Origin of the sequence: Streptomyces sp. NPDC001513, from assembly GCF_042894695.1 — a bacterium.
Lineage (GTDB): Bacteria > Actinomycetota > Actinomycetes > Streptomycetales > Streptomycetaceae > Streptomyces.
Window position 1 is genome coordinate 155,764 of the sequence record NZ_JBIAVU010000012.1, and the last position, 21,660, is coordinate 177,423.

The 21,660-nt window shown below is 73.0% G+C and carries 17 protein-coding genes; 11 read left to right on the forward strand and 6 right to left on the reverse strand.

Annotated elements, in window-relative coordinates:
• The 6 genes from ACFYZ4_RS26370 (at window position 1) to polX (ending at window position 7,546) form a co-directional block, all read left to right on the forward strand.
• A complete protein-coding gene (locus ACFYZ4_RS26370; protein ID WP_351296264.1) occupies window positions 1-909 on the forward strand; it encodes an ABC transporter permease in 909 nt (302 codons plus the stop codon).
• A complete protein-coding gene (locus tag ACFYZ4_RS26375; protein ID WP_390784977.1) occupies window positions 906-1,871 on the forward strand; it encodes an ABC transporter permease in 966 nt (321 codons plus the stop codon). The genes ACFYZ4_RS26370 and ACFYZ4_RS26375 overlap by 4 nt, the downstream gene beginning before the upstream one ends.
• A gap of 4 nt (window positions 1,872-1,875) precedes the next feature.
• Entirely contained in the window at window positions 1,876-2,967 is a 1,092-nt protein-coding gene (locus tag ACFYZ4_RS26380; protein ID WP_351296270.1) for an ABC transporter ATP-binding protein, read from the forward strand.
• 71 nt (window positions 2,968-3,038) lie between these two features.
• Complete coding sequence (locus tag ACFYZ4_RS26385; RefSeq protein ID WP_390784978.1) at window positions 3,039-4,355, forward strand: flavin monoamine oxidase family protein; 1,317 nt, start codon at window positions 3,039-3,041, stop codon at window positions 4,353-4,355.
• 55 nt (window positions 4,356-4,410) lie between these two features.
• On the forward strand, window positions 4,411-5,748 hold the full coding sequence (locus ACFYZ4_RS26390) for an aldehyde dehydrogenase family protein (protein ID WP_390785067.1): 1,338 nt from the start codon (window positions 4,411-4,413) through the stop codon (window positions 5,746-5,748).
• A gap of 70 nt (window positions 5,749-5,818) precedes the next feature.
• Entirely contained in the window at window positions 5,819-7,546 is a 1,728-nt protein-coding gene (polX, locus tag ACFYZ4_RS26395) for a DNA polymerase/3'-5' exonuclease PolX (RefSeq protein WP_390784979.1), read from the forward strand.
• A 241-nt stretch (window positions 7,547-7,787) separates the two neighbouring features.
• Here the strand turns inward: polX and ACFYZ4_RS26400 are convergent, their stop codons facing one another.
• The 3 genes from ACFYZ4_RS26400 to ACFYZ4_RS26410 form a co-directional block, all read right to left on the reverse strand.
• Window positions 7,788-8,927, reverse strand: a complete 1,140-nt coding sequence (locus ACFYZ4_RS26400; protein WP_390784980.1) for a methyltransferase domain-containing protein — start codon at window positions 8,925-8,927, stop codon at window positions 7,788-7,790.
• Window positions 8,928-9,196: 269 nt separating this feature from the next.
• Window positions 9,197-9,871, reverse strand: a complete 675-nt coding sequence (locus ACFYZ4_RS26405) for a pyridoxal 5'-phosphate synthase (RefSeq protein WP_390784981.1) — start codon at window positions 9,869-9,871, stop codon at window positions 9,197-9,199.
• A gap of 69 nt (window positions 9,872-9,940) precedes the next feature.
• The gene (locus ACFYZ4_RS26410) at window positions 9,941-12,592 is read right to left on the reverse strand and encodes an NACHT domain-containing protein (protein WP_390784982.1); all 2,652 of its coding nucleotides are present in this window, start codon (window positions 12,590-12,592) and stop codon (window positions 9,941-9,943) included.
• Window positions 12,593-12,765: 173 nt separating this feature from the next.
• Between ACFYZ4_RS26410 and ACFYZ4_RS26415 the strand changes: the two genes are divergently transcribed.
• Complete coding sequence (locus tag ACFYZ4_RS26415; protein WP_351296287.1) at window positions 12,766-12,909, forward strand: hypothetical protein; 144 nt, start codon at window positions 12,766-12,768, stop codon at window positions 12,907-12,909.
• A 46-nt stretch (window positions 12,910-12,955) separates the two neighbouring features.
• Here ACFYZ4_RS26415 and cpt read toward each other — a convergent pair whose 3' ends face one another.
• Window positions 12,956-13,489, reverse strand: coding sequence for a chloramphenicol phosphotransferase CPT (gene cpt, locus ACFYZ4_RS26420; RefSeq protein WP_390784983.1), 534 nt, complete (start codon window positions 13,487-13,489; stop codon window positions 12,956-12,958).
• Window positions 13,490-13,628: 139 nt separating this feature from the next.
• Between cpt and ACFYZ4_RS26425 the strand changes: the two genes are divergently transcribed.
• On the forward strand, window positions 13,629-15,917 hold the full coding sequence (locus ACFYZ4_RS26425; RefSeq protein WP_390784984.1) for a CHAT domain-containing protein: 2,289 nt from the start codon (window positions 13,629-13,631) through the stop codon (window positions 15,915-15,917).
• 10 nt (window positions 15,918-15,927) lie between these two features.
• Window positions 15,928-17,349: a hypothetical protein gene (locus ACFYZ4_RS26430; RefSeq protein ID WP_390784985.1), complete on the forward strand. Its 1,422-nt coding sequence runs from the start codon at window positions 15,928-15,930 to the stop codon at window positions 17,347-17,349.
• A 180-nt stretch (window positions 17,350-17,529) separates the two neighbouring features.
• Here the strand turns inward: ACFYZ4_RS26430 and ACFYZ4_RS26435 are convergent, their stop codons facing one another.
• Together ACFYZ4_RS26435 and ACFYZ4_RS26440 are read right to left on the reverse strand one after the other, a co-directional pair.
• The gene (locus ACFYZ4_RS26435; RefSeq protein WP_390784986.1) at window positions 17,530-18,039 is read right to left on the reverse strand and encodes an NUDIX domain-containing protein; all 510 of its coding nucleotides are present in this window, start codon (window positions 18,037-18,039) and stop codon (window positions 17,530-17,532) included.
• A gap of 44 nt (window positions 18,040-18,083) precedes the next feature.
• Window positions 18,084-19,001: an NUDIX domain-containing protein gene (locus ACFYZ4_RS26440; RefSeq protein WP_390784987.1), complete on the reverse strand. Its 918-nt coding sequence runs from the start codon at window positions 18,999-19,001 to the stop codon at window positions 18,084-18,086.
• A 205-nt stretch (window positions 19,002-19,206) separates the two neighbouring features.
• Here ACFYZ4_RS26440 and ACFYZ4_RS26445 point away from each other — a divergent pair, with 205 nt between their 5' ends.
• Complete coding sequence (locus ACFYZ4_RS26445; RefSeq protein WP_390784988.1) at window positions 19,207-20,223, forward strand: hydroxyacid dehydrogenase; 1,017 nt, start codon at window positions 19,207-19,209, stop codon at window positions 20,221-20,223.
• Between the two features lie 121 nt (window positions 20,224-20,344).
• Complete coding sequence (locus ACFYZ4_RS26450; RefSeq protein WP_390784989.1) at window positions 20,345-21,649, forward strand: ABC transporter substrate-binding protein; 1,305 nt, start codon at window positions 20,345-20,347, stop codon at window positions 21,647-21,649.
• The last annotated feature ends 11 nt before the right edge of the window (window positions 21,650-21,660 follow it).

The window sequence follows — 21,660 nt, forward strand, 5'->3', positions numbered from 1 at the left end:
ATGCTGCGACGCGATCGATCCGGCCCCGCCGCCCGCCCGCGCGGAGGAACGTCCGCCGCGTCCGGGGCGCGGCTGTGGACCTGGCTCATGCTCCCCGGCACCCTCTGGATGACCGGATTCCTCCTCGCCTCCCTCCTCCTGGTGGCCACCCTCGCACTCGGTACCACCGACCCCCTCGGAAACCCCCGCTTCGGACTCAACCCCGACAACTTCGCCGCGCTGGCCGACCCGGCCTACCGCACCGTCCTGCTGCGCTCCCTCGGCTACGCGCTGATCACCTGCCTCATCTGCCTGGCCGTGTCCTACCCGGTGGCCTACGCCATCGCCCTGCACGGCGGACGCTTCAAGAACCTGCTGATCGCCGCGATCGTCGTCCCGTTCTTCGCCAACTACCTGGTGCGGATGTACGGCTGGTCCGTCCTCCTCTCCGACGACGGACCACTGCTCAAGGCCCTGCGCGCGATCGGCGTCGCCGACGACGGCACCAGGATCCTGCAGACCGGACCGGGCGTCATCGCCGGACTCGTCTACGGCTTCGTCGTCTTCATGGTCATCCCGCTGTACGCGGCCATGGAACGCATGGACACCTCGCTCATCGAAGCCGGCCGCGACCTCTACGGCGGCCCCCTGCGGACCTTCCTCTTCGTCACCGTCCCCGCCACCCGGCAGGGCGCGGCCGCCGGCTGCGTCCTCGTCTTCCTGCCCGCCATGGGCGACTTCGTCAGCGCCCAGCTCATGGGAGGCCCCGACCAGATCATGATCGGCAACCTGATCCAGGACAAGTTCTTCCAGGGCCAGAACTGGCCGCTCGGCTCCGCCCTGACCATGCTGCTGATGGCCGTCCTGCTGCTCGGGATGCTCGGCTACCTGCGGCGCACCCGCAAGGACGAGGCGGAGGCGGCCCGATGACCCTGCGACCCGCCCCCCGAGGTCTTCGTACGGCACTTCGACTGTCGCGCGGAACGACCGTACCCACCGTCCCCCGTCCCGCCGGCACGGCCGGGCCGCAGGGGCCCGCCGGACCGCGGCCCCGCCCCCCGCGCCCGCGGCGGCCGCGCCGCGGAGCCGAGCGCAGGCCCCGGTTCGCCATCGCCGTCACCGCGGTCTTCTTCGCGCTGCTCTACCTCCCCGTCGCCGTCGTCGTCCTGTTCTCCTTCAACGCGCAGAAGTCCCTGACCGTCTTCGACGGCGTCAGCCTCCGCTGGTACTCGGCGTTCCTCCACGACGACGTGCTCCTCGACTCGCTCGGCATGAGCCTGCGGGTGTCCCTCGTCGCCATGGCCGGCTCGCTCGTCCTCGGCGTGGCCCTGGCCCTGGGCCTCGTCCGCAACCGGGGCCGCCTCGGCTCCTTCGCCGGCCTGGTCATGCTCGTCCCGCTGATCACCCCGGAGATCGTCACCGGCGTCGCGGCGATGCTGCTCTTCAAGGGGCTGGGCATCACGCTGTCCACCGGCACCGTGATGCTCGCCGAGATCACCTTCTCCATCTCGTACGTGACGGTCATCCTGCGCTCCCGCATCGCCGCCCTCAACCCCGAGGTCGAAGAGGCCGCGATGGACCTCGGCGCCACCCGCAGACAGGCCCTGTGCCTGGTGACGCTCCCCGCGCTGCTCCCGAGCATCCTCGCCTCCGGGGTGCTGATCTTCGCCCTCGTCTTCGACGACTTCGTCCTCGCCTACTTCACCACCGGCGTCGATCCGCAGCCGCTGTCCGTCCGCATCTACTCGGCGATCAGGTTCGGCGTCCAGCCCACCATCAACGCCGTCGGCACCCTGATGCTCGTCGGATCCATCGGACTCATCGTCCTCGCACTCGCCATCCCGCGCCTGTTCGGCCGCCGTGGCGGCCTCGATCTGCTCTCCGGGAAGTGACCCCATGTACCCGACCCCCGTGTACGACCACCCCGCCGTCCGGCTCGACCGGATCGGCAAGCGGTACCCCAACTCCGAGGCCTACGCCGTCCACGACGTCACCCTCGACATCGCCCCGGGCGAGTTCTTCTCCCTCCTCGGCCCCTCCGGCTGCGGGAAGACCACCCTGCTGCGGATGACCGGCGGCTTCGCCGACCCCACCGAAGGCAGCGTGCTGCTCGACGGCCAGGACGTCACCGGCCTGCCGCCCAACAAGCGCAACGTCAACACCGTCTTCCAGAGCTACGCCCTCTTCGACCACCTCTCACTGGCCGACAACGTGGCCTTCGGCCTCAAGCGCAAGGGCGTCGCCCGCGCCGAGATCCGCGAGCGCGTCGCCGACATGCTCGACCTCGTCCAGCTCGGGGGACTGGCCGGCCGCAAGCCGCCCACCCTCTCCGGCGGCCAGCGCCAGCGCGTCGCCCTCGCCCGCGCCCTCGTCAACCGCCCCCAGGTCCTGCTGCTGGACGAACCGCTGGCCGCCCTCGACCTCAAACTCCGCCGCCGCATGCAGGTCGAGCTCAAGCAGATCCAGCGCGAGGTCGGCATCACCTTCGTCTTCGTCACCCACGACCAGGACGAGGCACTGACCATGTCGGACCGCCTCGCCGTCATGAACGAGGGCCGCATCGAGCAGTGCGGCACGCCCGAGGACGTGTACGAGCGCCCGACGAGCAGCTTCGTGGCCTCCTTCATGGGCACCTCCAACCTCGTCCCCGGCACCTACCGCTCCGGCCGGGTCGTCCTCGACCAGGGCCCCGCCCTGCCCGTCGGCCCCCGGACCGACGTGCCCGACGGCAGCCGGGTCAGCCTCTCGATCCGCCCGGAGAAGATCTGGCTCTCCGACTTCGAACCGGGCATGGCCAAGGTGAGCGGAGTCGTCCGGGAGACCGTCTACTGCGGACCGACCACCACCTACCTCATCGAACTGGCCCCCGGGGTCACGGTGTCCGTGCTGGAGCAGAACACCGTCCGCTCCCGCATGGAGGACCGCTGGAGCGGCGGCGAGCAGGTCGAGGTCGGCTGGAAGCCCGAACACTGCCTGGTCCTCGACTGAGCCCGCGCCGCCCCTCCCGCCGCCGCTCCCGCCCGTACCGCCGCCCGGTACCGACCGAAGGAAGCACCCCCATGAACCACGACGTCATCGTGCTGGGCGCCGGACTGGCCGGTCTCGCCGCCGCCCGCGACCTGGCCGCGGGCGGGGCCGACGTCCTCGTCGTCGAAGCCCGTGACCGGGTCGGCGGACGCGTCGAACAGACCACCCTCCCCGACGGCCGGCTGGTCCAGCTCGGCGGGGAGGTGGCGGGCCGGGCCCACACCGCCTACACCACGCTGGCCGCGGAACTGGGCCTCACCCTGGTGCCCAGCTACGTCGCCGAACCGGGCGCCCTCGTCCGCGCCACCCCCGAAGGGGTGTCCGCCGCGGACCCGCCCCACTGGTTCGGCCCCGGCGACGACACCTGCCACGCCAAGGTCACCGCCGCCTTCACCGCGCTCGCCGAGTCCGTGGACCCGGCCGACCCCTGGTCGCACCCCGAAGCCACCGCCCTCGACCTGCTGTCCGTCGGCGACTGGCTGCGCGCCCAGGGAGCCACCCCGGCCGTCGTCCGCCTCTGGGAGATCGGCCAACTCGCCCTCGCCGACGGCTCCTGCGAACGGACCTCCCTGCTCGCAGCCCTCCGCAAGCACGCCGCCGTACCCGCCACCGGCCACTACGAGTACGAGGCCTGGGAGGGCCTGCGGGTCGCCGAGGGATCGGCCACCGTGGCCCTGCGCATGGCCGAAGGGCTCGCCGGACGGATCCGTACGGGCTCACCCGTCGAGGCGATCGCGATCCGCCGGCCCGGCCCCTGCACCGTACGCCTGGCCGGCGGCGAGACCCTGACCGCCGGCGCCGTCGTCAGCGCCCTCCCCGTCGGCCCGCTCCGCTCGGTCGCCGTCACCGGAGTGTCCGACGAACGCCTCGCCTCCCTGCACCGCCAACGCCACGCCCTCGCCGCCAAGTTCACCGCCGCGTACGAGCGCCCCTTCTGGCGCGGGCGCGGCCTCAGCGGCCTCTCCGAAAGCGAGGGGGTCCTCGGCAGCACCTGGCCGCAGAGCGAAGGCATCCTGTCCGCCCTCGTCCCGCCCGAACGCTACGGCGTCCTCCTCGGCACGCCCGCCCCGCTGCGCACCACCGAACTGCTCGCCGACATCGCCCGCCTCTACGGCGACGAGGCCCACCGGCCGCTCGCCTCGTACCTGCGCCTGTGGGGCACCGACCCCTGGACCCAGGGGTACGTCACCCAGTGGACCCCCGGCGACGTCATGGCCGTCGGCCCCCGGCACGGCACCCACGAACCACCCTTCTACGTCTGCGGATCCGATCAGTGGGTGGCCGGATACATGGAAGGCGCCGTCCGTACCGGACGCGCCGCCGCCGAGGAGGCGCTGCGCCGTGGCTGACGTCCTGCACAACCACATCGGGGGAGCGGACCGCCCCGCCGCCTCGGGCGCGACCATGGCCCTGACGGACCCGGCCACCGGCCGGGTGCACGGCCACGCCCCGCGCTCCGGCCCCGCCGACACGGACGCGGCCTGCGCCGCGGCGGCCACGGCGTACGCGCACTGGTCCACCACCACCCCGGCCGCCCGCCAGCGCGCCCTGCTCGGCATCGCCGATGCCATCGAGGCACACGCCGACGCCCTCACCGCCGCCGAGACCGCGGACACCGGCAAACCCCCGGAGCAGTTCCGCGCCGAGGAACTGCCCGCGATCGCGGACGCCGTCCGCTACTTCGCCGGCGCCGCACGCAACCTCCCGGGCGCCGCGGCGGCCGAGTACACCGAGGGCCGCACCTCCCTGCTGCGCCGGGAACCGGTCGGCGTCTGCGCCCAGATCACCCCCTGGAACTACCCGCTGATGATGGCCGCCTGGAAGATCGCCCCGGCCATCGCCGCCGGGAACACCACCGTGCTCAAACCGGCCGACACCACGCCCTCCTCCGCCGTGCTCCTGGCCCGGCTCGCCGCCGACCACCTTCCGCCGGGGGTGCTCAACGTGGTCTGCGGTGACCGCGACACCGGGCGGGCCCTGACCGCCCACCCGGACGTCGCCCTGATCGCCGTCACCGGCAGCGTCCGGGCCGGCCGGGAGATCGCCGCGGCCGCGGCCGCCGGCCTCAAACGGGTCCACCTGGAACTGGGCGGCAACGCCCCCGTCCTGATCCACGAGGACGTGGACGTGCCGGCCACCGCCGCCGCCCTCGCCGCGGTCGCCTACTACAACGCCGGCCAGGACTGCACCGCGCCCACCCGGCTCCTCGTCCACCGCCGGATCCACGACGCCTTCCTCGCGGCCTTCGCCGCCGAAGCGGCCGCGCTCCGCACCGGAGTCGACTTCGGCCCCCTCAACAACGCGGCCCAACTCGCCTCGGTACGGGCCCTGCTGGACCGGCTGCCGGCCCACGCCGAGATCGTCACCGGCGGCGGCCGGCCGCCCCGCCCCGGCTTCTTCCACGAGGCCACCGTGGTCGCCGGCGTCCGCCAGGACGACGAGATCGTGCAGGAGGAGACCTTCGGCCCGGTGGTGACCGTCCAGCCCTTCGCCGACGAGACCGAGGCCCTGCACCTGGCCAACGCCGTCCGCTTCGGCCTGGCCGCGAGCGTGTGGACCACCGACCACGACCGGGCCATGCGCGCCACCCGCGCCCTGCACACCGGCATCGTCTGGGTGAACACCCACGGCACCACCGTCTCCGAGATGCCCCACGGCGGGGTCAAGCACTCCGGCTACGGAAGCGACCTCTCCCTGTCCGGCCTCCTGGACTACACCCAGGCCAAACACGTCATGCTCTGACCCCGGGCCGCCCACGGACCGGTGGGCCGCCCGACGTGCCCGGGCGCGGCCCGCGGGGCACCCTGGAGTCATGGCCCGAGCCAACGACCAGGTCGAGGCTCTGCTCCAGGAGTACGCGGACCTCCTCGCGATCCGGGGCGGGGAGGCCTTCAAGGCGCGCGCCTACGAGAAGGCCGCCCGGGCCGTCGGGGGCCACCCGCAGGACGTGTCCACGCTCGACGCCAAGGGCCTGCGCGAGATCCCCCACGTCGGCACATCGGTCGCCGACAAGATCATCGAGTACCTGCGGACCGGCCGCATGACCGTGGTCGACGAGGCCCGGGCCGACGTACCGGCCGGAGTGCGCGAGCTGGTCGCGATTCCGGGGCTCGGGCCCCGCAAGGCCATGGTGCTGTACGAGGAGCTCGGCATCAGCTCCGTGGACCAGCTGGTCGAGGCCATCGGCCAGGAACGGCTGCGCGACCTGAAGGGCTTCGGCGAGCGGACCGAGGACAACATCCTGCACGGCATCGCGGTGCTGCAGAAGGCCGGCGAGGGACGGATCCTCGTCAGCGCGGCCATGGACGTCGCCGAGCAGCTCGTCGCCGCGCTGTCGGAGGTCCCCGGCTGCGTCCGGTGCACGTACGCCGGGTCCCTGCGCCGCATGAGGGAGACCATCGGCGACGTCGACATCCTGGTGGCGGCCCGCCGGCCGGCTCCGTTCATGGACGCGCTCACCACCCTCCCGCAGACCGCCGAGGTCATCGCCCACGGGCAGAAGAAGACCTCCGTACGGACCGCCACCGGCCTCCAGGTGGACCTGCGCGTCCTGCCGCCCGCCTCCTGGGGCGCGGGGCTCCAGTACTTCACCGGATCCAAGGCGCACAACATCCGCACCCGCGAACTCGCGGTGCGCCAGGGCCTCAAGCTCTCCGAGTACGGACTCTTCGACGCCGAGAGCGGCGAGAACCTCACCTCCGCGACCGAGGAAGCGGTCTACGCCCGGCTGGGACTGCCCTGGATCCCCCCGACCCTGCGCGAGGACCGCGGCGAGATCGCGGCCGGGCTGCGCGGCGAACTCCCGGACCTCCTCACGGACAAGGACATCCGCGGCGATCTGCACACCCACACCGACCTCACCGACGGCCTGGCCCCGCTGGAGGACATGGTTGCCGCCGCTGCCGCCCTCGGATACGCGTACTACGCGGTCACCGACCACGCCCCGAACCTCTCCATGCAGCGCATGACCAGCGAGAAGATCCTCGCCCAGCGCGAGCGCGTACGGGAACTGGACGGCGCGCACCACAGGATGCGGCTGCTGCACGGCACGGAACTCAACATCGGCCCGGACGGCACCCTCGACTGGCCCGACGAGTTCCTCGCGGAGTTCGACATCTGCGTGGCCTCCGTGCACTCCCACTTCCACCAGAGCAGGAGCGAACTCACCCGCCGCCTCATCCGCGCCTGCGAGAACCCGCACGTCGCCGTCATCGGCCACCCCACGACCCGCCGGATCGGCAAACGCCCGGGTATCGATGCCGACTTCGACGCGGTGTTCGAGGCCTGCGCGCGGGCGGGCACCGCGCTGGAGGTCAACGCCCACCCCGAACGGCTCGACCTCCGCGACGAGGACATCCTGCGCGCGAAGCGGTACGGCGTGAAGTTCGCCGTGAACTCCGACGCGCACGCCACCACGCACCTGCCGTACATGCGCTACGGCGTGGCGACCGCGCAGCGCGGCTGGCTCACCGCGGACGACGTCATCAACACCTGGCCGCTGACCCGCCTGCGAAGGTTCCTGGCCAAGAAGGACACCTGACGACGGCCACCAGGCGGCCTGGTGGGCCGACATCAACCCCCGTATGACGGCCGTCAAGCCCCCGCTCGACTCCTTCTGCAACAGCAGCAACGGCTGCAACGCCGGCAGCCCGCCGCAGTGCACCACCGAGGATTGCTACAAGCAGTACTGGTACCACGCCAACGCCACCTTGGCCCACCGCCGCGGCATCCGTACAGGGGAATCGGCCCTGCCGTCGAGGGCGCACGGGATGCCGGGGCGGTCAGCGTGCGAGGACGGCCCGGGCGAGGAAGTGCTGTTCCGCGTCGTCGTACGTCGTCAGCCGCCAGCCGGTGGCGTCGAGCATCGGCCGGAGGTTGGGCTCGGCGAGCGGGTCCTCCGGGCTCAGCGGCCGGCCGTGGCGGGCGGCCCGCTCGGCCCGGCCCGCCGGGTGGAACAGCAGGAGGGCGCCGTCCGGTGCGCTGACGCGCGCCCATTCCAGCAGGGCGGTGCGCGGGCGCGGGAGGTGGTCGAGGAGCCCCGCCGCGAAGATGCCGTGCACCGACGCGGGGCGCAGCGGCAGCCTGGCGCAGTCGGCGAGGAGGAGCCGGCCGGCCGTGGTCCGGCCGATGCGGGCGGCCGCCGTGAGCATCGCGTGGGTGACGTCGAACCCGAGCACCGTGCCCTCGTCGCCCACGTGCGCGCGCAGCGCCGGCATGGCCCGCCCGGTACCGCAGCCCAGGTCGACCGCGGTCTGCCCGCGCCGCAGGCCCATGCGGGCGACGGCGGCCTCGTAGGCGGGGGTCTGGTAGGCGAAGCGCTCCTCCCACGCGTCCGCACGCCGGGTGAAGAACGCACGGGTGGCGGTGTGCTCGGAGCGGCCGGCCACCAGCTCGGCGAACCGGGCCGGCAGCAGCCCCCACCAGCGCTCCACGGCCACGCGCGCCGGCCCGGCCTCGACGGGGAGGAGCAGGCCCCAGGCGCTGGCGCCGATGCGGAACGCGTGGACGCGGTGGTGGTCCTCCGCGGCCATACCGGCGAACAGCGGGTCCGAGCCCGACACCGGTGCGGTGCGTACGGGCCCTCGGCCCGGCCGCTCGGAGCGCTCGGGGTCCTCGGGCGCACCCCCGCCGGCCGCCTCGGCGAGCAGCTGCGCGCCCAGGCCGAGACCGAGCACGGGCACCTCCGTCGCCAGCGCGCCGCGCAACAGCTCCAGCTCGGCGTCGCGCGAGGGGCTGCTCTCGCCGGTCGGTATCCGCGCGGCCGTGCCCGTCACCACGACGGCGTCGACCCCGGTGAGGTCCTCGGGCAGATCGCCCTCCGCCGCGCGGTAGATGCGGATGTCCAGCCGGGCTGCTTCCAGGGCCGCATCCACGGCGGAGGGGACTCCCGCCGGGGCGTGCTGCAGGACGACGACTGCCATCGGCCACTCCTTACGTTCGAGCCATGGCGGCATGAAGGAGCCCCTGCGTGCCGAACACCGCGATCGGCATGCAGGGGCTTCCTTGCGTCACGCCCGCTGCGACTGCGAGAGCCGCCAAGCAGTCGGGGAGCGAGCGCCGGAGATCAGTGAATCATTCAAGAGGAGAATCAGTCAATCATTGGGGCACCTGCGAGGTGGATACTCAGTTCTGCTGGCATCTGTGTTTTCGCATGGTGCGGGAGCCCGGCCAGGACCGGGAGGGGCAGCGGCTAGGACCAGAGGGGGAAGCGCTCCCAGCCGCCCCGGCAGCGTTCGTAGCGCAGCCGGGTGTGGACGCGGCTCTCGGCGGCCTGCCAGAACTCCACCTCCGTCGGCTCCAGGGTGTAGAGCGTCCAGGCCGTGTCCACGAGCGAGGGCTCCCGCTCGATCATGGCCAGCGACTTCGCCAGGGCCCGCTCCTGATCGGCGGGGTCGGTCAGGTACTGGCTCTGGCGGCCCAGCAGGGCCTCCGCGCGGGCGGTGGCGGAGCGGCCGAGGAAGTCCGCCGCGCTGTCCTGCGCCGAGCCGGCGGTGACGGTTCCGCGGACGCGGACCTGCCGGCCGTGCTCCGGCCAGTAGAAGGTGAGCGCCGCCCGCGGACGGCAGGCGAGCTGACCGCCCTTGGGGCTGAAGGCGCGCCCGGCGAACTGCCAACCCGCGCCGTCCACGCCCTTGAGGAGGAGTACGCGGGCGTCCGGGGCTCCCGACGCGTCCACCGTGGACAGGGTCATGGCGTGCGGATCGGGAACCCCCGCGGCCACCGCCTCGGCGAGCCAGTCCAGGAACAGCGCGACCGGTTCGGCCGGTGCCCGCTCCGGGGCGAAGCCGGGCAGGAGACGGGCGAACACCTCGATGCCCCTGAGCCACTGGCGGACACCCGCGTCGCCCCCTCTGATATCAGCCACCCCGATACGCCTCCCTCCGGTCGGCAACCCTCCGGCAACCGTTCGCCTGACCACACCACGCGCGGACGGTCAGGCGGGACCGGGCCGGTGAGTGCGGCCCTGGAGGTCGAACAGGTCTCCGACCGACAGGCCCGGCTCCCGCGTCAGCGCCCGCATGATCCGGCGGGCGTGCTCGGTGTGGGGTGCACCCAGGTCGAGCACGCTCTCGGCGGCGTCCCACCGGTCCAGGGGCGCGAGGTCCGGCCGCGTCGCGAGGTCCAACAGCACGGCCGCGGCGGTACCGACGTACGAGCCGCCGAACTCGAGGAGCGCCTCGACCGCGTGATGACGGGCCCAAGGGGTGCGGGCGGTGTCGCGCGCGAGCGTTTCGAGCCGGTCCGCGACCTGCCGGGCCCGGTCGGGCGCCGAGGCGCACAGCGCCTGGGCGATCGCCGCCCTGTCGGCCGGCTCCAGCTCCCCGGTGAGGATCATGGCGCCCAGGATGTCCGCCTGGTCGCGGACATCGGCCGGGCCGAACCCCTCCAGCACGCTCTCCACGCCGGTCCCCACGACCGCCGTCGCATGCAGGCCGGTCGACGGCGACTCGGGCCGCGGCCGGAACTCCTCCCGGCCCAGCCGCTCGCGCAGCAGCAGCGCCTCCCCGGGGTGCCGGAGGGCGAGCGCGTCGAGCGCGTGCTCCCTGGTCGTGCGGTGCTGAGCGGAACTCGACGCGTAGAAGACGAGCATCTCGTACGCCGCCTCGTCGGCCAGGTGGCCGGCGGACTCCCAGCATTCGGCGGGCAGGTACGGCAGCCTCTCCAGGAAGTCCCGCACGTGCTCGGCCGAGGCGGGGCAGCCCTCCGCCAACAGCCGGGCGGCGACGCGGTGATGCCGGTCGCTGCCCTGCTGGAGCCAGCTGAGCAACGCCGCCGAGGAGAGCGGCCGCAGGTGACAGTAGTGGAGCAGCGTGGCCATCGCGTGGCGGGTCCGCCGGCCGCGCAGGCGGGTGGCGCCGAGCACGACCTCCTGCCAGCTGTCGGCCAGGGGAGAGAACTCCACGGGCAGGAGCCGGGCGTCGTGTTCCGCCGCGAGGTGCTCGGCGAAGCTGATGTGCAGAAAGCGCAGCCTGCCGTTCCGGGAGACGATCAGCCCGGTCGAGGTCAGGAGCCCGGCGACGGCGTCCCGCCAGCCCGGAATGGAGACCCGGGCGGCGGGCCCGAGCTTCCGCGCCAGCCAGTCGATCGCGTGCTGGTGCAGGTCCGGCGCCTTCATGACGCGTGCCGCGTGGGCCACTTCGCGCAGGAGGTCGTCGAAGTTCTGCTCCAGGAACCTGACGGCCGCGGCGGCCGAGGGGTTCCTGAGCGACAGCGTCGCCAGCCGGCCGAGGCGGGATCCGCGGTGCTGGGCCTTGGCCGCGGTCAGGTACAGGCGGTACTGCTCGTAGAGGGCGTACTGGTTCGACGGCAGGGCCCGGTCGGGCCACGCCTCGTAGAGGGCGATGGCGACGGCCGCGAGCAGGGGTACGCGTACGAGGTCCCGCAGGCGGGCGAGGTCGACCTGGCGCAGGAACTCCGCCGCGAGGGTGCCGCCGTGCTCGTGCTGGTCGAACCAGCGCCCGGCCAGTTCCCGGAGCTGGTGGTGGTCGAAGGGAGCCAGGGTGCGCGCGGTGAACCCGGCCATCTCCAGCAGCCTCCGCTCGGGCTCCTGCATGGGGCGGCTGGTGATGACGATCCGTACGCGCTCATCGCTCTGGGCGGCCGTCTCCCTGGCGAGGCGCGTGAGCCGGTGGACCAGATGGGCGCGGGCGTTCGGATCGGGGAGCTCGTCCAGGCTGTCGACGAGCAGGAGCCACCGGCCGGCCTCGGGCAGCAGGTCCGCGACGGTCTCGTGGAACCGGACGGGCTCCTCGCCGCCGTGGTCGTCCGACAGGGGGCGGGCCAGGGCGTCCTCGACGCCGTGGGGGTGCGCGGAGAGCGCCGAAGCGGTCGCCCAGAGGGGGATGACGGGTGGCCGGTGCGGGTCGTCCCGGCGCAGGAGCGCATCCGAAACGTCCCCGGCCAGCCGGGCCAGCAGGGACGATTTGCCGCCGCCGGGGCCCGCCTCCAAGAGGAGGTGACCGACGGCGTCGTCGGAGAGGAGGGCGTCCAGGGGCAGGCTTCGGGGCGCAGGCCCCAGGTCCCGGCTGTGCTGGTCGCCGTCTCCATAGCCGTCGCTGTCGCGGGCGTCGCCGCCATCGATGTCCGTCTCCATGCCGAGGTCGATGTGCTGCCGTACGTGGATCATCGACAGCGGCAGCAGGGAGCCGGACCCCTCGTGCAGGACGTAGGGCCAGTCCTCGCTGAGCGTGCTCTGCCGCTCCAGCAGGGCCCGCAGACGCGGCGGGAGCGTGGGCGCGACGGTCGGCCGCGGGCGGCGTTCGGGTTGCGCGGCGTCCACGAGGTCGTTGACGTACCGGCGGGACGGGCGCTCGCGCGGGGGGACGCGGGCCCACTCGTTCCACAGGCAGACCAGGGCCCAGACGGCGTCGGCGTTCGCCGGGCTCGGGGCGACGGCCTTCGCCGGATCGTCGGGCAGCCAGTCGCTGAGTCGCCTGCTGTTCAGGTCCACGGGCTCGGGGCGCGCGCGAAGCGCCTTGGCCGTCTCGCGACGCGAGTACGGCAGGCCGTCGGCCCGACGCCCCGCCCTGGCCCGCCGCTCCAGCGCGCTCAACTCGGCATGGAGCGTCGTGGCCTTCTCGGTCATCCCCCCGCTCCGGTGCCCCTTGCGTGCCCGATGGTGCCCGCTGCGGTCACCACCGGGCAGTCGATGACCTGCAGCCTAGAGCGAACTCGCCCGCTGCGCCCGCTCTTTGGCCCGGCGCAGCGTCGCCGCTCCGACGGTGGTGCCGCACAGATCCGACGGCACAAGGAGAAGCGATGACCGGGACGACTGATCGGAACAAGCGGCGGACGGGCGCACGGCTCCTGCGGACCGCGCTCTTCGCACTGGCCCGCGGCGCGGCCACCGCCTGCGGCTCCTCGGCCGCGACCCTCGCGCTCTGGTGGCTCCACCACCGCTAGCGGGAGCCAGCGGCAGCGGGCGTACCGGCCGTGACCGCGGTGCCCGTCACGTGACGCGGGCGGCGATGGCCCGGGCGCAGTCGAGCGACTCCGTGTGCGTGGTGTCCACCTCCAGGTCGTACACCACGCCGTGGTGGGCCGCCTCGGCCTGGGAGGCGGCCATCCCCCGAGCCCGGTCCCCGCGGGCGATCTCGCGCGCCGCGGCGACCGCGCTCTCGCACCTGACGCCGACCCACAGCACCTCCAGGCCGTCGAGAGCCGTGCGCCACCGTTCCTGGGACGCCGCTCCGCCGAGGAAGACGTCGTCGACGATGACGGGGGCGCCCGCGCGGGCCATCGCGGCGACCCCCGCCATCCACGCCGCTTCCAGCCGCCGGAACTCCGGACCGATCTGCACGCCGCCGTCCGCGGCGAACCCGATCCCCGCGTCCGACGCCCGCAGGGAGGCGGGCATCGCCTCGACCAGCGAGTCGACGGCGGCGGCGAGCCACGGCTCGGGCAGGACCGCCTGCAGACACCGGAGGATCCCGGACTTGCCCGAGCCGGACCCGCCGTTCAACACGATCACCTGAGTCGTCACCAGGTCACGGTAGGGCGGCCGCCGTCGCGCTCGAAACGGTTTTCGGCGCGCACCCGCCCCGCCTCCCATGGCCGGTCGCGGAAACAGTGGGATAATTCTGTTGGGGAGACCGGTGTGGCGCACTCGAAGGAGGAGTGTGGTGAGCACTGCCGCCGCACGCATCGCTGACCTGCTGGAGGACGTACCGACCGCCTCCAATCCTCCCGGACCGCATCCCGCTCCGGCCCCGGACCCGGCCGCAGAGGAACCACCGCGTGCCGACGGTCCCGTCCTGGTCGTCACCGTGGTCTGGGGCGACCTCGCACAGGTCCCCGCCGATCTGCACGTCACCGGGCACTACCAGTCGGTGGCACCCGCCGCCGCGGAACTCGCGCTGGACGCCGCCATCTCCGCCGGCCCCCGCCGGACCATCACGGAGCACACCAAGCTCGGCTGGATCGGCGCCCAGTTGGGGGAGGTCACGTACTTCCCCTGCAAGGACGGGGGACCGGTACGGACGGCCGCCGTCGTGGGCATGGGGCCGATGGGCACCCTCACCGAACGCCGCGCCCACCAGATGTACGCCTCGCTGCTGGGCGAGGCGGTCGCGCTCGGCCACGTCGGGACCATGGCGACCGTGCTCATCGGCTCGGGCACGGGCAACCTGACCGTGAACCAGGCCGCCCGCGCACTGGCCGGGGGATTCGCCGGCATCCTGGCGTCCGCGGGCCCGACGCAGCCGACGCAGCCGACGCCGACCGTGACGCAGCCGACCTCCGCGCCGGCGCCCCGCCTCACCGACGTGTTCGTCGTCGAAGTCGACCGGCTGCGCGCGGAGCAGCTCCACCTCGCGCTGACCAGAGCCGCCGCGAAACTGACCCGGCTGCGGATCGGCCCGGAGCTGCGCGAGGAGAGCGGCGGCCGGCTGTTCGCGCCCTCCGCGGCGGTGTACGCCCTGACGGCGCTGACCGGACTCGCCCGCTCCGAGGGGGCCGCCGCCCACGACGGGAGTCCGGGCGGGACGGACCCGCCGGACCCGCCGAACTCGCCGGACCCGTCGGACGCCCTGCACACGGTGCTGGCCGGCTTCGCCCCGGACATCCGGCGGGAGATCCGCGAACAGCTGGCCCACCTGGCCGAAGTGGCGCGCACCGACCTGTCCTTGACGGTCGGACGGGCCATGGACGACCCGGAGGCCTCCGGGCCCGGCTCCGGCTCCGTGCCCGTCCGGATGTCCGTCCAGTCGGGGATCGGCGGCCTGCGCTGGGCGGCGCTGACCGGGCGGGCCACCGTACCGGAACGGCTCGTCCCCGTGGACATGGACCTGCTGCGGGAGCTCGTGGAGCGGCTCACGGAGCCGACCGTGGAGGACGCGATCGAACTCCCGGACCTGCTCTCGCGGTTCGTGGTGCCTCCGGACTTCCAGCGACTGGTCACCGACGACGCGACGGTGCTGCTGGAGCTGGACCGCGACGCGGCCTCCGTGCCCTGGGAGTTCCTGGCCGGGAGCCGGCAGGCCGGCGGCGAGCAGCAGGATCCCCTGGCGATCCGGACGCGGCTGTCCCGGCAACTGCGCACGCCCTACTCGCGCGTGATGACCGAGGGGCTGTCGGACGGACCGCTGCGCGCCCTGGTGATCGGCGACCCGGGAGACCCGGAGAAGGGCTTCCAGCTGCCGGGAGCCCGCACCGAGGCCCTGGCCGTCGCCACCCGGCTCAGGGACCTGGGGGCGAAGGTCACCCTCTTCGTCGGTGCGGCGAACTCCACCCGGCAGCCGGGCATCGACCCCGCGAGGCGCCTGGACGTCCTGCGCGTCCTGCTGTGCGGGGGCAACCACATCGTCCACTACTGCGGCCACAGCGACTTCGACCCCACCGGTACGGGACGACGCTCGGGCTGGGTCTTCGCGGACGGCCTGCTGACCGCCCAGGAACTGGCACTGCTCGAACGGCCGCCCCGGATCGTCGTCGCCAACGCCTGCTACACGGCCCGGCTCGGCGGCGCCACCGGCCCCGGCACGCCGGGCACGCCCGGCAAGCCCGGCGCGCAGCCCGGAGCGGCGGACCAGAGCCCGTGGGGCAACCCGCAGGCCGCGCTGGTGCCGAGCCTCGCCGACGAGTTCCTGCGGATGGGCGTCGGGCACTACATCGGTGCGGCCTGGCGGATCCCCGACGACCAGGGGGTCTCCTTCGCCGAGGAGTTCTACACGCACCTGCTCACGGGCGGAGCCGGCGGTTCCGGCGGTTCCGAGGATGCCCCGCCGACGGTGGGCGACGCCGTCCGGGCGGCCCGCAAGCGGCTCTACGAGCAGCGCGCCACGGGGCAGCGGCCGCCGGACACCGCGCCGAACGGGCAGCGCTGGAGTGCCTGGGCCGCGTACCAGCACTACGGGGACGCGGCCGACCCGTTCGACCGCCCCGACCCGTCCGACCGACCAGGGGGCAGCTAGGAGGTCCCGCATGGCCAGGATCCCGATGGCCGACGTCGTCGTACTGCTCCCCGGCATCACCGGGAGCGTGCTGAAGAGGAACGGCAAGGACGTGTGGGCGCCCTCGCCCTCGGCGGTACTGGGGGCGCTGGCGAGCCTGGGCGGCTCGCTGGACTCCCTCGAACTGGGCGAGGACGACTGGCGCGTGGACGATCTCGGCGACGGCGTCGTCGCCGACAGGCTGGTGCCCGACCTGCACACCCTGCCCGGCCTGTGGAAGATCGACGGCTACACGGCGATCGAGAGCTTCCTGCTGGCGCAGTTCGACCTCAAACGGGGCGAGAACTACTTCCCGTTCCCGTACGACTGGCGGCGCGACAACCGGGCCGCGGCCCGCAAGCTCGCCGAGCAGAGCGCCGTCTGGCTGCGGAACTGGCGCGCGTCCAGCGGCAACGCGGCGGCCCAGCTCGTCCTGATCGGACACTCGATGGGCGGACTCGTCTCCCGCTACTACGTCGAGGTGCTGGACGGCTGGAAGGACACCCGGGCCGTCGTGACCTTCGGAACCCCCTACTACGGCTCCCTCAACGCCGTCGAGTTCCTGTGCAACGGCTTCAACAAGCGGATCGGCCCCTTCGAGCACGACCTCACACGGCTCCTGCGCTCCCTCACCGGCCTGCACCAGCTCGTGCCCGTCTACAAGTGCGTGTACGGAGCCAACGGCCAGGACGCCGTCGCCCCGGCGGAGGCCGGGCTGCCCGGCTGGCAGCCGCAGTGGAGCAGCCACGTCAAGGAGTTCTTCAACCAGATGCAGGAGGCGGCGACCGCCAACCGGCAGAACCCCGCCTGGGAGTCGAACCAGGTGGTCTACCACCCCATCGTCGGCATGGACCAGCCCACCAGGCAGTCCGCCCGGATCGTCGACCACAAGGTGGAGACCCTGCTGTCCCGCGGAGACCTCGACGAGGGCGGTGACGGGACCGTGCCCAAGCTCTCCGCCGCGCTGTCCGGTACGGAGGACGCCCGCACCTTCGTCCCGCAGAAGCACGGCAGCCTGCAGAACCAGGACGCGATGCTCGACCACGTCAAGGGCATCCTCCAGTCCCTGCACGACGTACGCATCGACGACCTGCGCGCCGCCGTGACGTCCTGGTTCAGCTACCTCGGCGACGACCTCTACCTCGCCGACGAGCCCGTCGTCTGCGAGATCGGAGCCAACAGCGCCCTCGGTGCGAGCGAACTGCCCGAGGTCCCGGCCCGGCTCTCGGTGACCCTGCGGTCCACGGGCCGGACGGTGGTCGACCGCCCGATCACCGTGCCCCGGGAGCGGCAGCGCTTCGAACTCGGCCTCCTGCCCCCCGGTACGTACGACCTGCTGGTGAGCGCCGGCGCCGACACGGCCCCGGTGTCCGACGTCTTCCTCGTGGCCGACCCGGACGCCCCGCCCGTCTGACGGCCGGCACACGGGTCCAACGCGGGGGATCCGTGACGCCCGAGCCGGGGTGCGCGAGGCCATCCATGACCAGAGCGAGCAGGTGGTGCGGCGGGGCGATCCAACTGAGCGGGGCCGACCGCGTGCGACGCACGGTGTCCCTGTCCCAGCGACAGGTACCCGCCGACCTGCGGTGACGGGTCAGGGGCCCTCGGGGCCCGCTCCGTCCAGGAGCCGGGTGCGCCGTGGGCCGTCGGGCCGGTAGGGGATCGGATCGCCGAGGTGCTGGAAGTGGACGGCCGCCGGCCGCCCGGCCGCGTACGCGTCGAGCCCGGCCCGGCAGTACGCGATGATCGGCTCGGGCAGGGCGTCGAGCCGGTACCAGCCCATCGCGTCGCACACGTCCGGCTCCCGCACCCCCGGCGCGCCCGTCCAGCGCCTGACCTCGAAGAACATGCCGAGCCGGGCATGGCCCCGGGGGCCGCGGTGATGGACGGTCACCGCAGAGGCCACGTCCCCGAGGGCGATGAGGACGCCCGTCTCCTCCCGGGCTTCGCGGACCACGGCCTCGACCACGTCCTCGTGCGGGCCGTCGAGGTGCCCGGAGGGCAGGTGCCACATCCCGGCCGCGTAGACCGGGCCCGCCCGCCGGGACAGCAGGACTTCCGGCCCCCGCTCGCCGTCGCGGCGCAGGATCAGGTGCACGTCCACCGGGAGGGTGTACCGGCCCACTGCCCCCGGGTGCGCGCCGGCGGTCACAGCCAGCCCATCTCGGTGTAGAGGTGCCCCGCCCGGATGCCGTCGATGGCCGCCCGGGCGTACGGCACCATCGGCTCCGGCAGCGCGTCCGCCGGCCACCAGCCCCAGCTGACGCACTTCGCCGGCTCGCGGACCTCCTCCGTCCCCTCCCACCGGTGCGCGCGGAAGACCAGCTGCAGGCGCGGCCGCGAGCCCGGCGGGTCGACCAGGTGCACGACGTGCGCGAGCTCGATGTCCCCGGCCCGCAGCAACAGTCCGGCTTCCTCCCGCGCCTCGCGGATCAGGCAGGCGACCGCGGACTCCTGCTCGCAGTGGCCGGCGAGGTAATGGTGGTGCGAGGCGCCGAAGGCCGAGTCGGGGTGGCGCAGTCCGAGCAGGACGCGGCCGTCGCGCTCCAGGTGGAGGTGGGCCCCGACGATGTTGAGGAGGGCCCCGCTGCCCGGTTCCGCGGCGGGCGCCGGGGCCGACGTACGCGGGCCCGGTTCCGCCCGGAGCACCTGCGCCCGGTGCTGGTCGATGACCTGCTGCGTCCACGGGCACATCGTCAAGTGCGCGGTCGTACGGGCGTCGAACCAGCGCAGCATGATCCCCTCGCTGAGCGGGAGGGCGTCGGCATCGCCGTCCCAGGCGCCGAGATAGACCTGGATCCGGCCGGTGGTGCCGCCGGGTCCGTGGCAGTCGACGACGGTGAACGGTTCCAGCGGGACCGTCAGCCCGGTCTCCTCCTTCAGCTCCCGCGCGATCGCCTCCTGTGCGGTCTCGTTCCCCTCGAGGCCGCCGCCCGGGATGCTCCACGTCCCCGGGTCACAGATGTGGGGCTTGTTGGCGTCGCGCAGGTGGAGCAGGTACTGGCCGCGCGGATTGACCAACAGGGCGGCCGTACCGCGTGGTTCGCCGGAAGGGGTGGACGACATGGTGGTCTCCTCCTCGTGCCTCGCATCCGGGCCCGCTACGGGCGACATCCTGCCCCGCTGCCGGACGACGAATGCGCGCCGAACGGGTACGTCGATTCTCGGCGATCGTTGTGAGCGTATAGAGCTATTCGATTGATAGATCTTGACGCTCGGAATCTGGATTCATAGAGTCGGCGCGGCCTCACCCAGCCGCAAGGAGTCCCACATGCCTGTTCGCCGCCCGCGGACCCTGCTCGCGATGGCCCCCGAGCTCCGGTCCCGCCTGCTGGACGGCGCCACCGCCCGACGGCTCGCCGAAGTGGCCACTCTCGAAACGGACTTCGTCGCCGACGACTTCGGCACACCCGAGGCCGCGCGGGCGCTGGCGGAGGCGGAGGTGCTGCTCACCTTCTGGGGCGCCCCCACCGTCGACGCCCGGGCGCTGGCGGCCGCGCCCCGCCTCAAAGCCGTCGTGCACGCGGCCGGCTCCGTCAAACAGCTGGTCACCGAAGCCTGCTGGGACCGGGGCGTCGTGGTCTCCTCCGCCGCCCTGGCCAACTCCCTCCCGGTGGCCGAGTACACCGTCGCCATGGTCCTCCTCTCCAACAAACGCGTGCTCCACCTGCGGGAGGAGTACCGCCGCGTCCGCGGGACCCACCACGACTGGCACCTGCGCTACGGCGACGTGGGCAACTACCGCCGGACCGTCGGCATCGTCGGCGCCTCCCGGATCGGCCGCCGGGTGATCGAGCTCCTGCGCCCGTACGATCTCCGACTCCTCCTCCACGACCCCTATCTGAGCGATGATCAGGCGCGGTCGCTCGGTGCCCGCGGCGTAGGGCTCGACGAACTCTGCCGGACCTCCGACGTGGTCAGCCTGCACGCGCCCGCCCTGCCGGAGACACGGTCGATGATCGACCGACGGCGGCTGGCGCTGATGCGCGACGGCGCCACCCTCATCAACACGGCACGCGGTTCCCTGGTCGACGGGGCCGCGCTCACCGACGAGTTGACCTCCGGCCGACTGCACGGGGTCATCGACGTCACCGAGCCGGAGGTCCTGTCGGCCGAGTCCCCGCTGTACGACCTGCCGAACGTCCTGCTCACCCCGCACATCGCCGGTTCCCTCGGCAACGAACTGCACAGGATGGCGGATTCCGCGATCGACGAGATCGCCCGCTACGCCGCCGGGCTCCCGTTCGCGCACCCGGTGCACCGCGCGGACCTCCACCGGACCGCCTGATCGGCATCGGCCGTCGCCGCCGAACTGATCGTATTGATCAATAGTTCAGATGGTCTTGACGTTCAAGAAGCCTGAGCGAATGATTCACCCCGTTCAGCCCACTCGCCAAGGAGCAGTTGACATGAAGGTTCGGTCCTTGCGTGCCTGCGGCGCGGTGGCCGCAGCGGTGTCCCTCGCCCTGCTGACCTCCGCCTGCGGTGCCGGTTCCACCAACTCGCCTGCCGCCGCGGACGACGGAAAGCCCGTCACCCTCACGTACTGGACCTGGACCGGCGGAGCCGAGGCCGCGGCCGCCGCGTTCAACAAGACGCACACCGACATTCAGGTGCGGTTCTCCCAGATACCCAGCGGCGCCGACGGCTACAGCAAGATCAGCAACGCGATCAAGGCGGGCGACGCGCCGGACGTGGCGACCATCGAGTACAGCATGGTCCCCGAGTTCGCGAGCCAGGGCTATCTGGAGGACCTCACCGCCTCCTCCGGCGAACTCGTCGAGAAGAGCTTCCCGGCGGGCGTGCAGAACCTGGTGACCTTCGGCGGCAAGACCTGGTCGGTCCCCTTCGACGCCACCCCGCAGGTGTACTTCTACCGCAAGGACCTCTTCGAGAAGTACGGCGTGACCGTGCCGAAGACCTGGGACGAGTACCGCGCCGCCGCCGAGCGGATCAAGGCCGCCGACCCCGAGGCGCGCATCGGCTCCTTCCCGACCGACGCCCCGCTGCAGGCGGCCCTGTCCTGGCAGGCCGGCGCGAAGTGGTTCCGGATCGCCGACGGCGCCTGGAAGCCCGAGATCAACGACGCGCCTTCGCAGAAGGTCGCCGCGTTCTGGCAGGGCATGCTCGACGACGACCTGGTCTTCAAGTACGGCGCCGGCACCCCCGAGGAGAACAAGTCCAAGGCCGACGGCACGACCGTCAGCGCCCTGGGCGCCTCGTGGAGCGCGGGCGGCATGGTCTCCACGATGCCCGACCTCAAGGAGAAGTGGGGCGTCGCCCCCATCCCCCACTGGGGCACCCCGGCCAGCGGCATGTACGGCGGCACGAGCTTCGCCGTGACCAAGGGCAGCGAGCACGCCAAGGCCGCCGCCGAGTTCATCAAGTGGGTGACCACGGACCCGGCCTCGATGGAGGCCCGGATCGGCGCGCTGAAGAACCCGAGCAGCGCCCTGCCCGCGAACCCGGCCATGGCGGCGGTGGCCGCGAAGGCCTTCGACACCTCCTACTTCGGCGGCCAGGACTTCTACGGGCTGACCGGCCGGCAGGTCGCCACGATCGTCCCCGGATGGACCTGGGGCCCGGTCTGGGGCAAGGTCAACGCCGACTTCAAGGACGAGGCGGCCAGGAACGGCCTGGCCTGCGGACTGGTGAAGGCCCAGGAGTCGGCCCGTACGGCGATCGAGAGCCGCGGTCTCAAGCTCGCCAAGTGAACCGGCCGGGG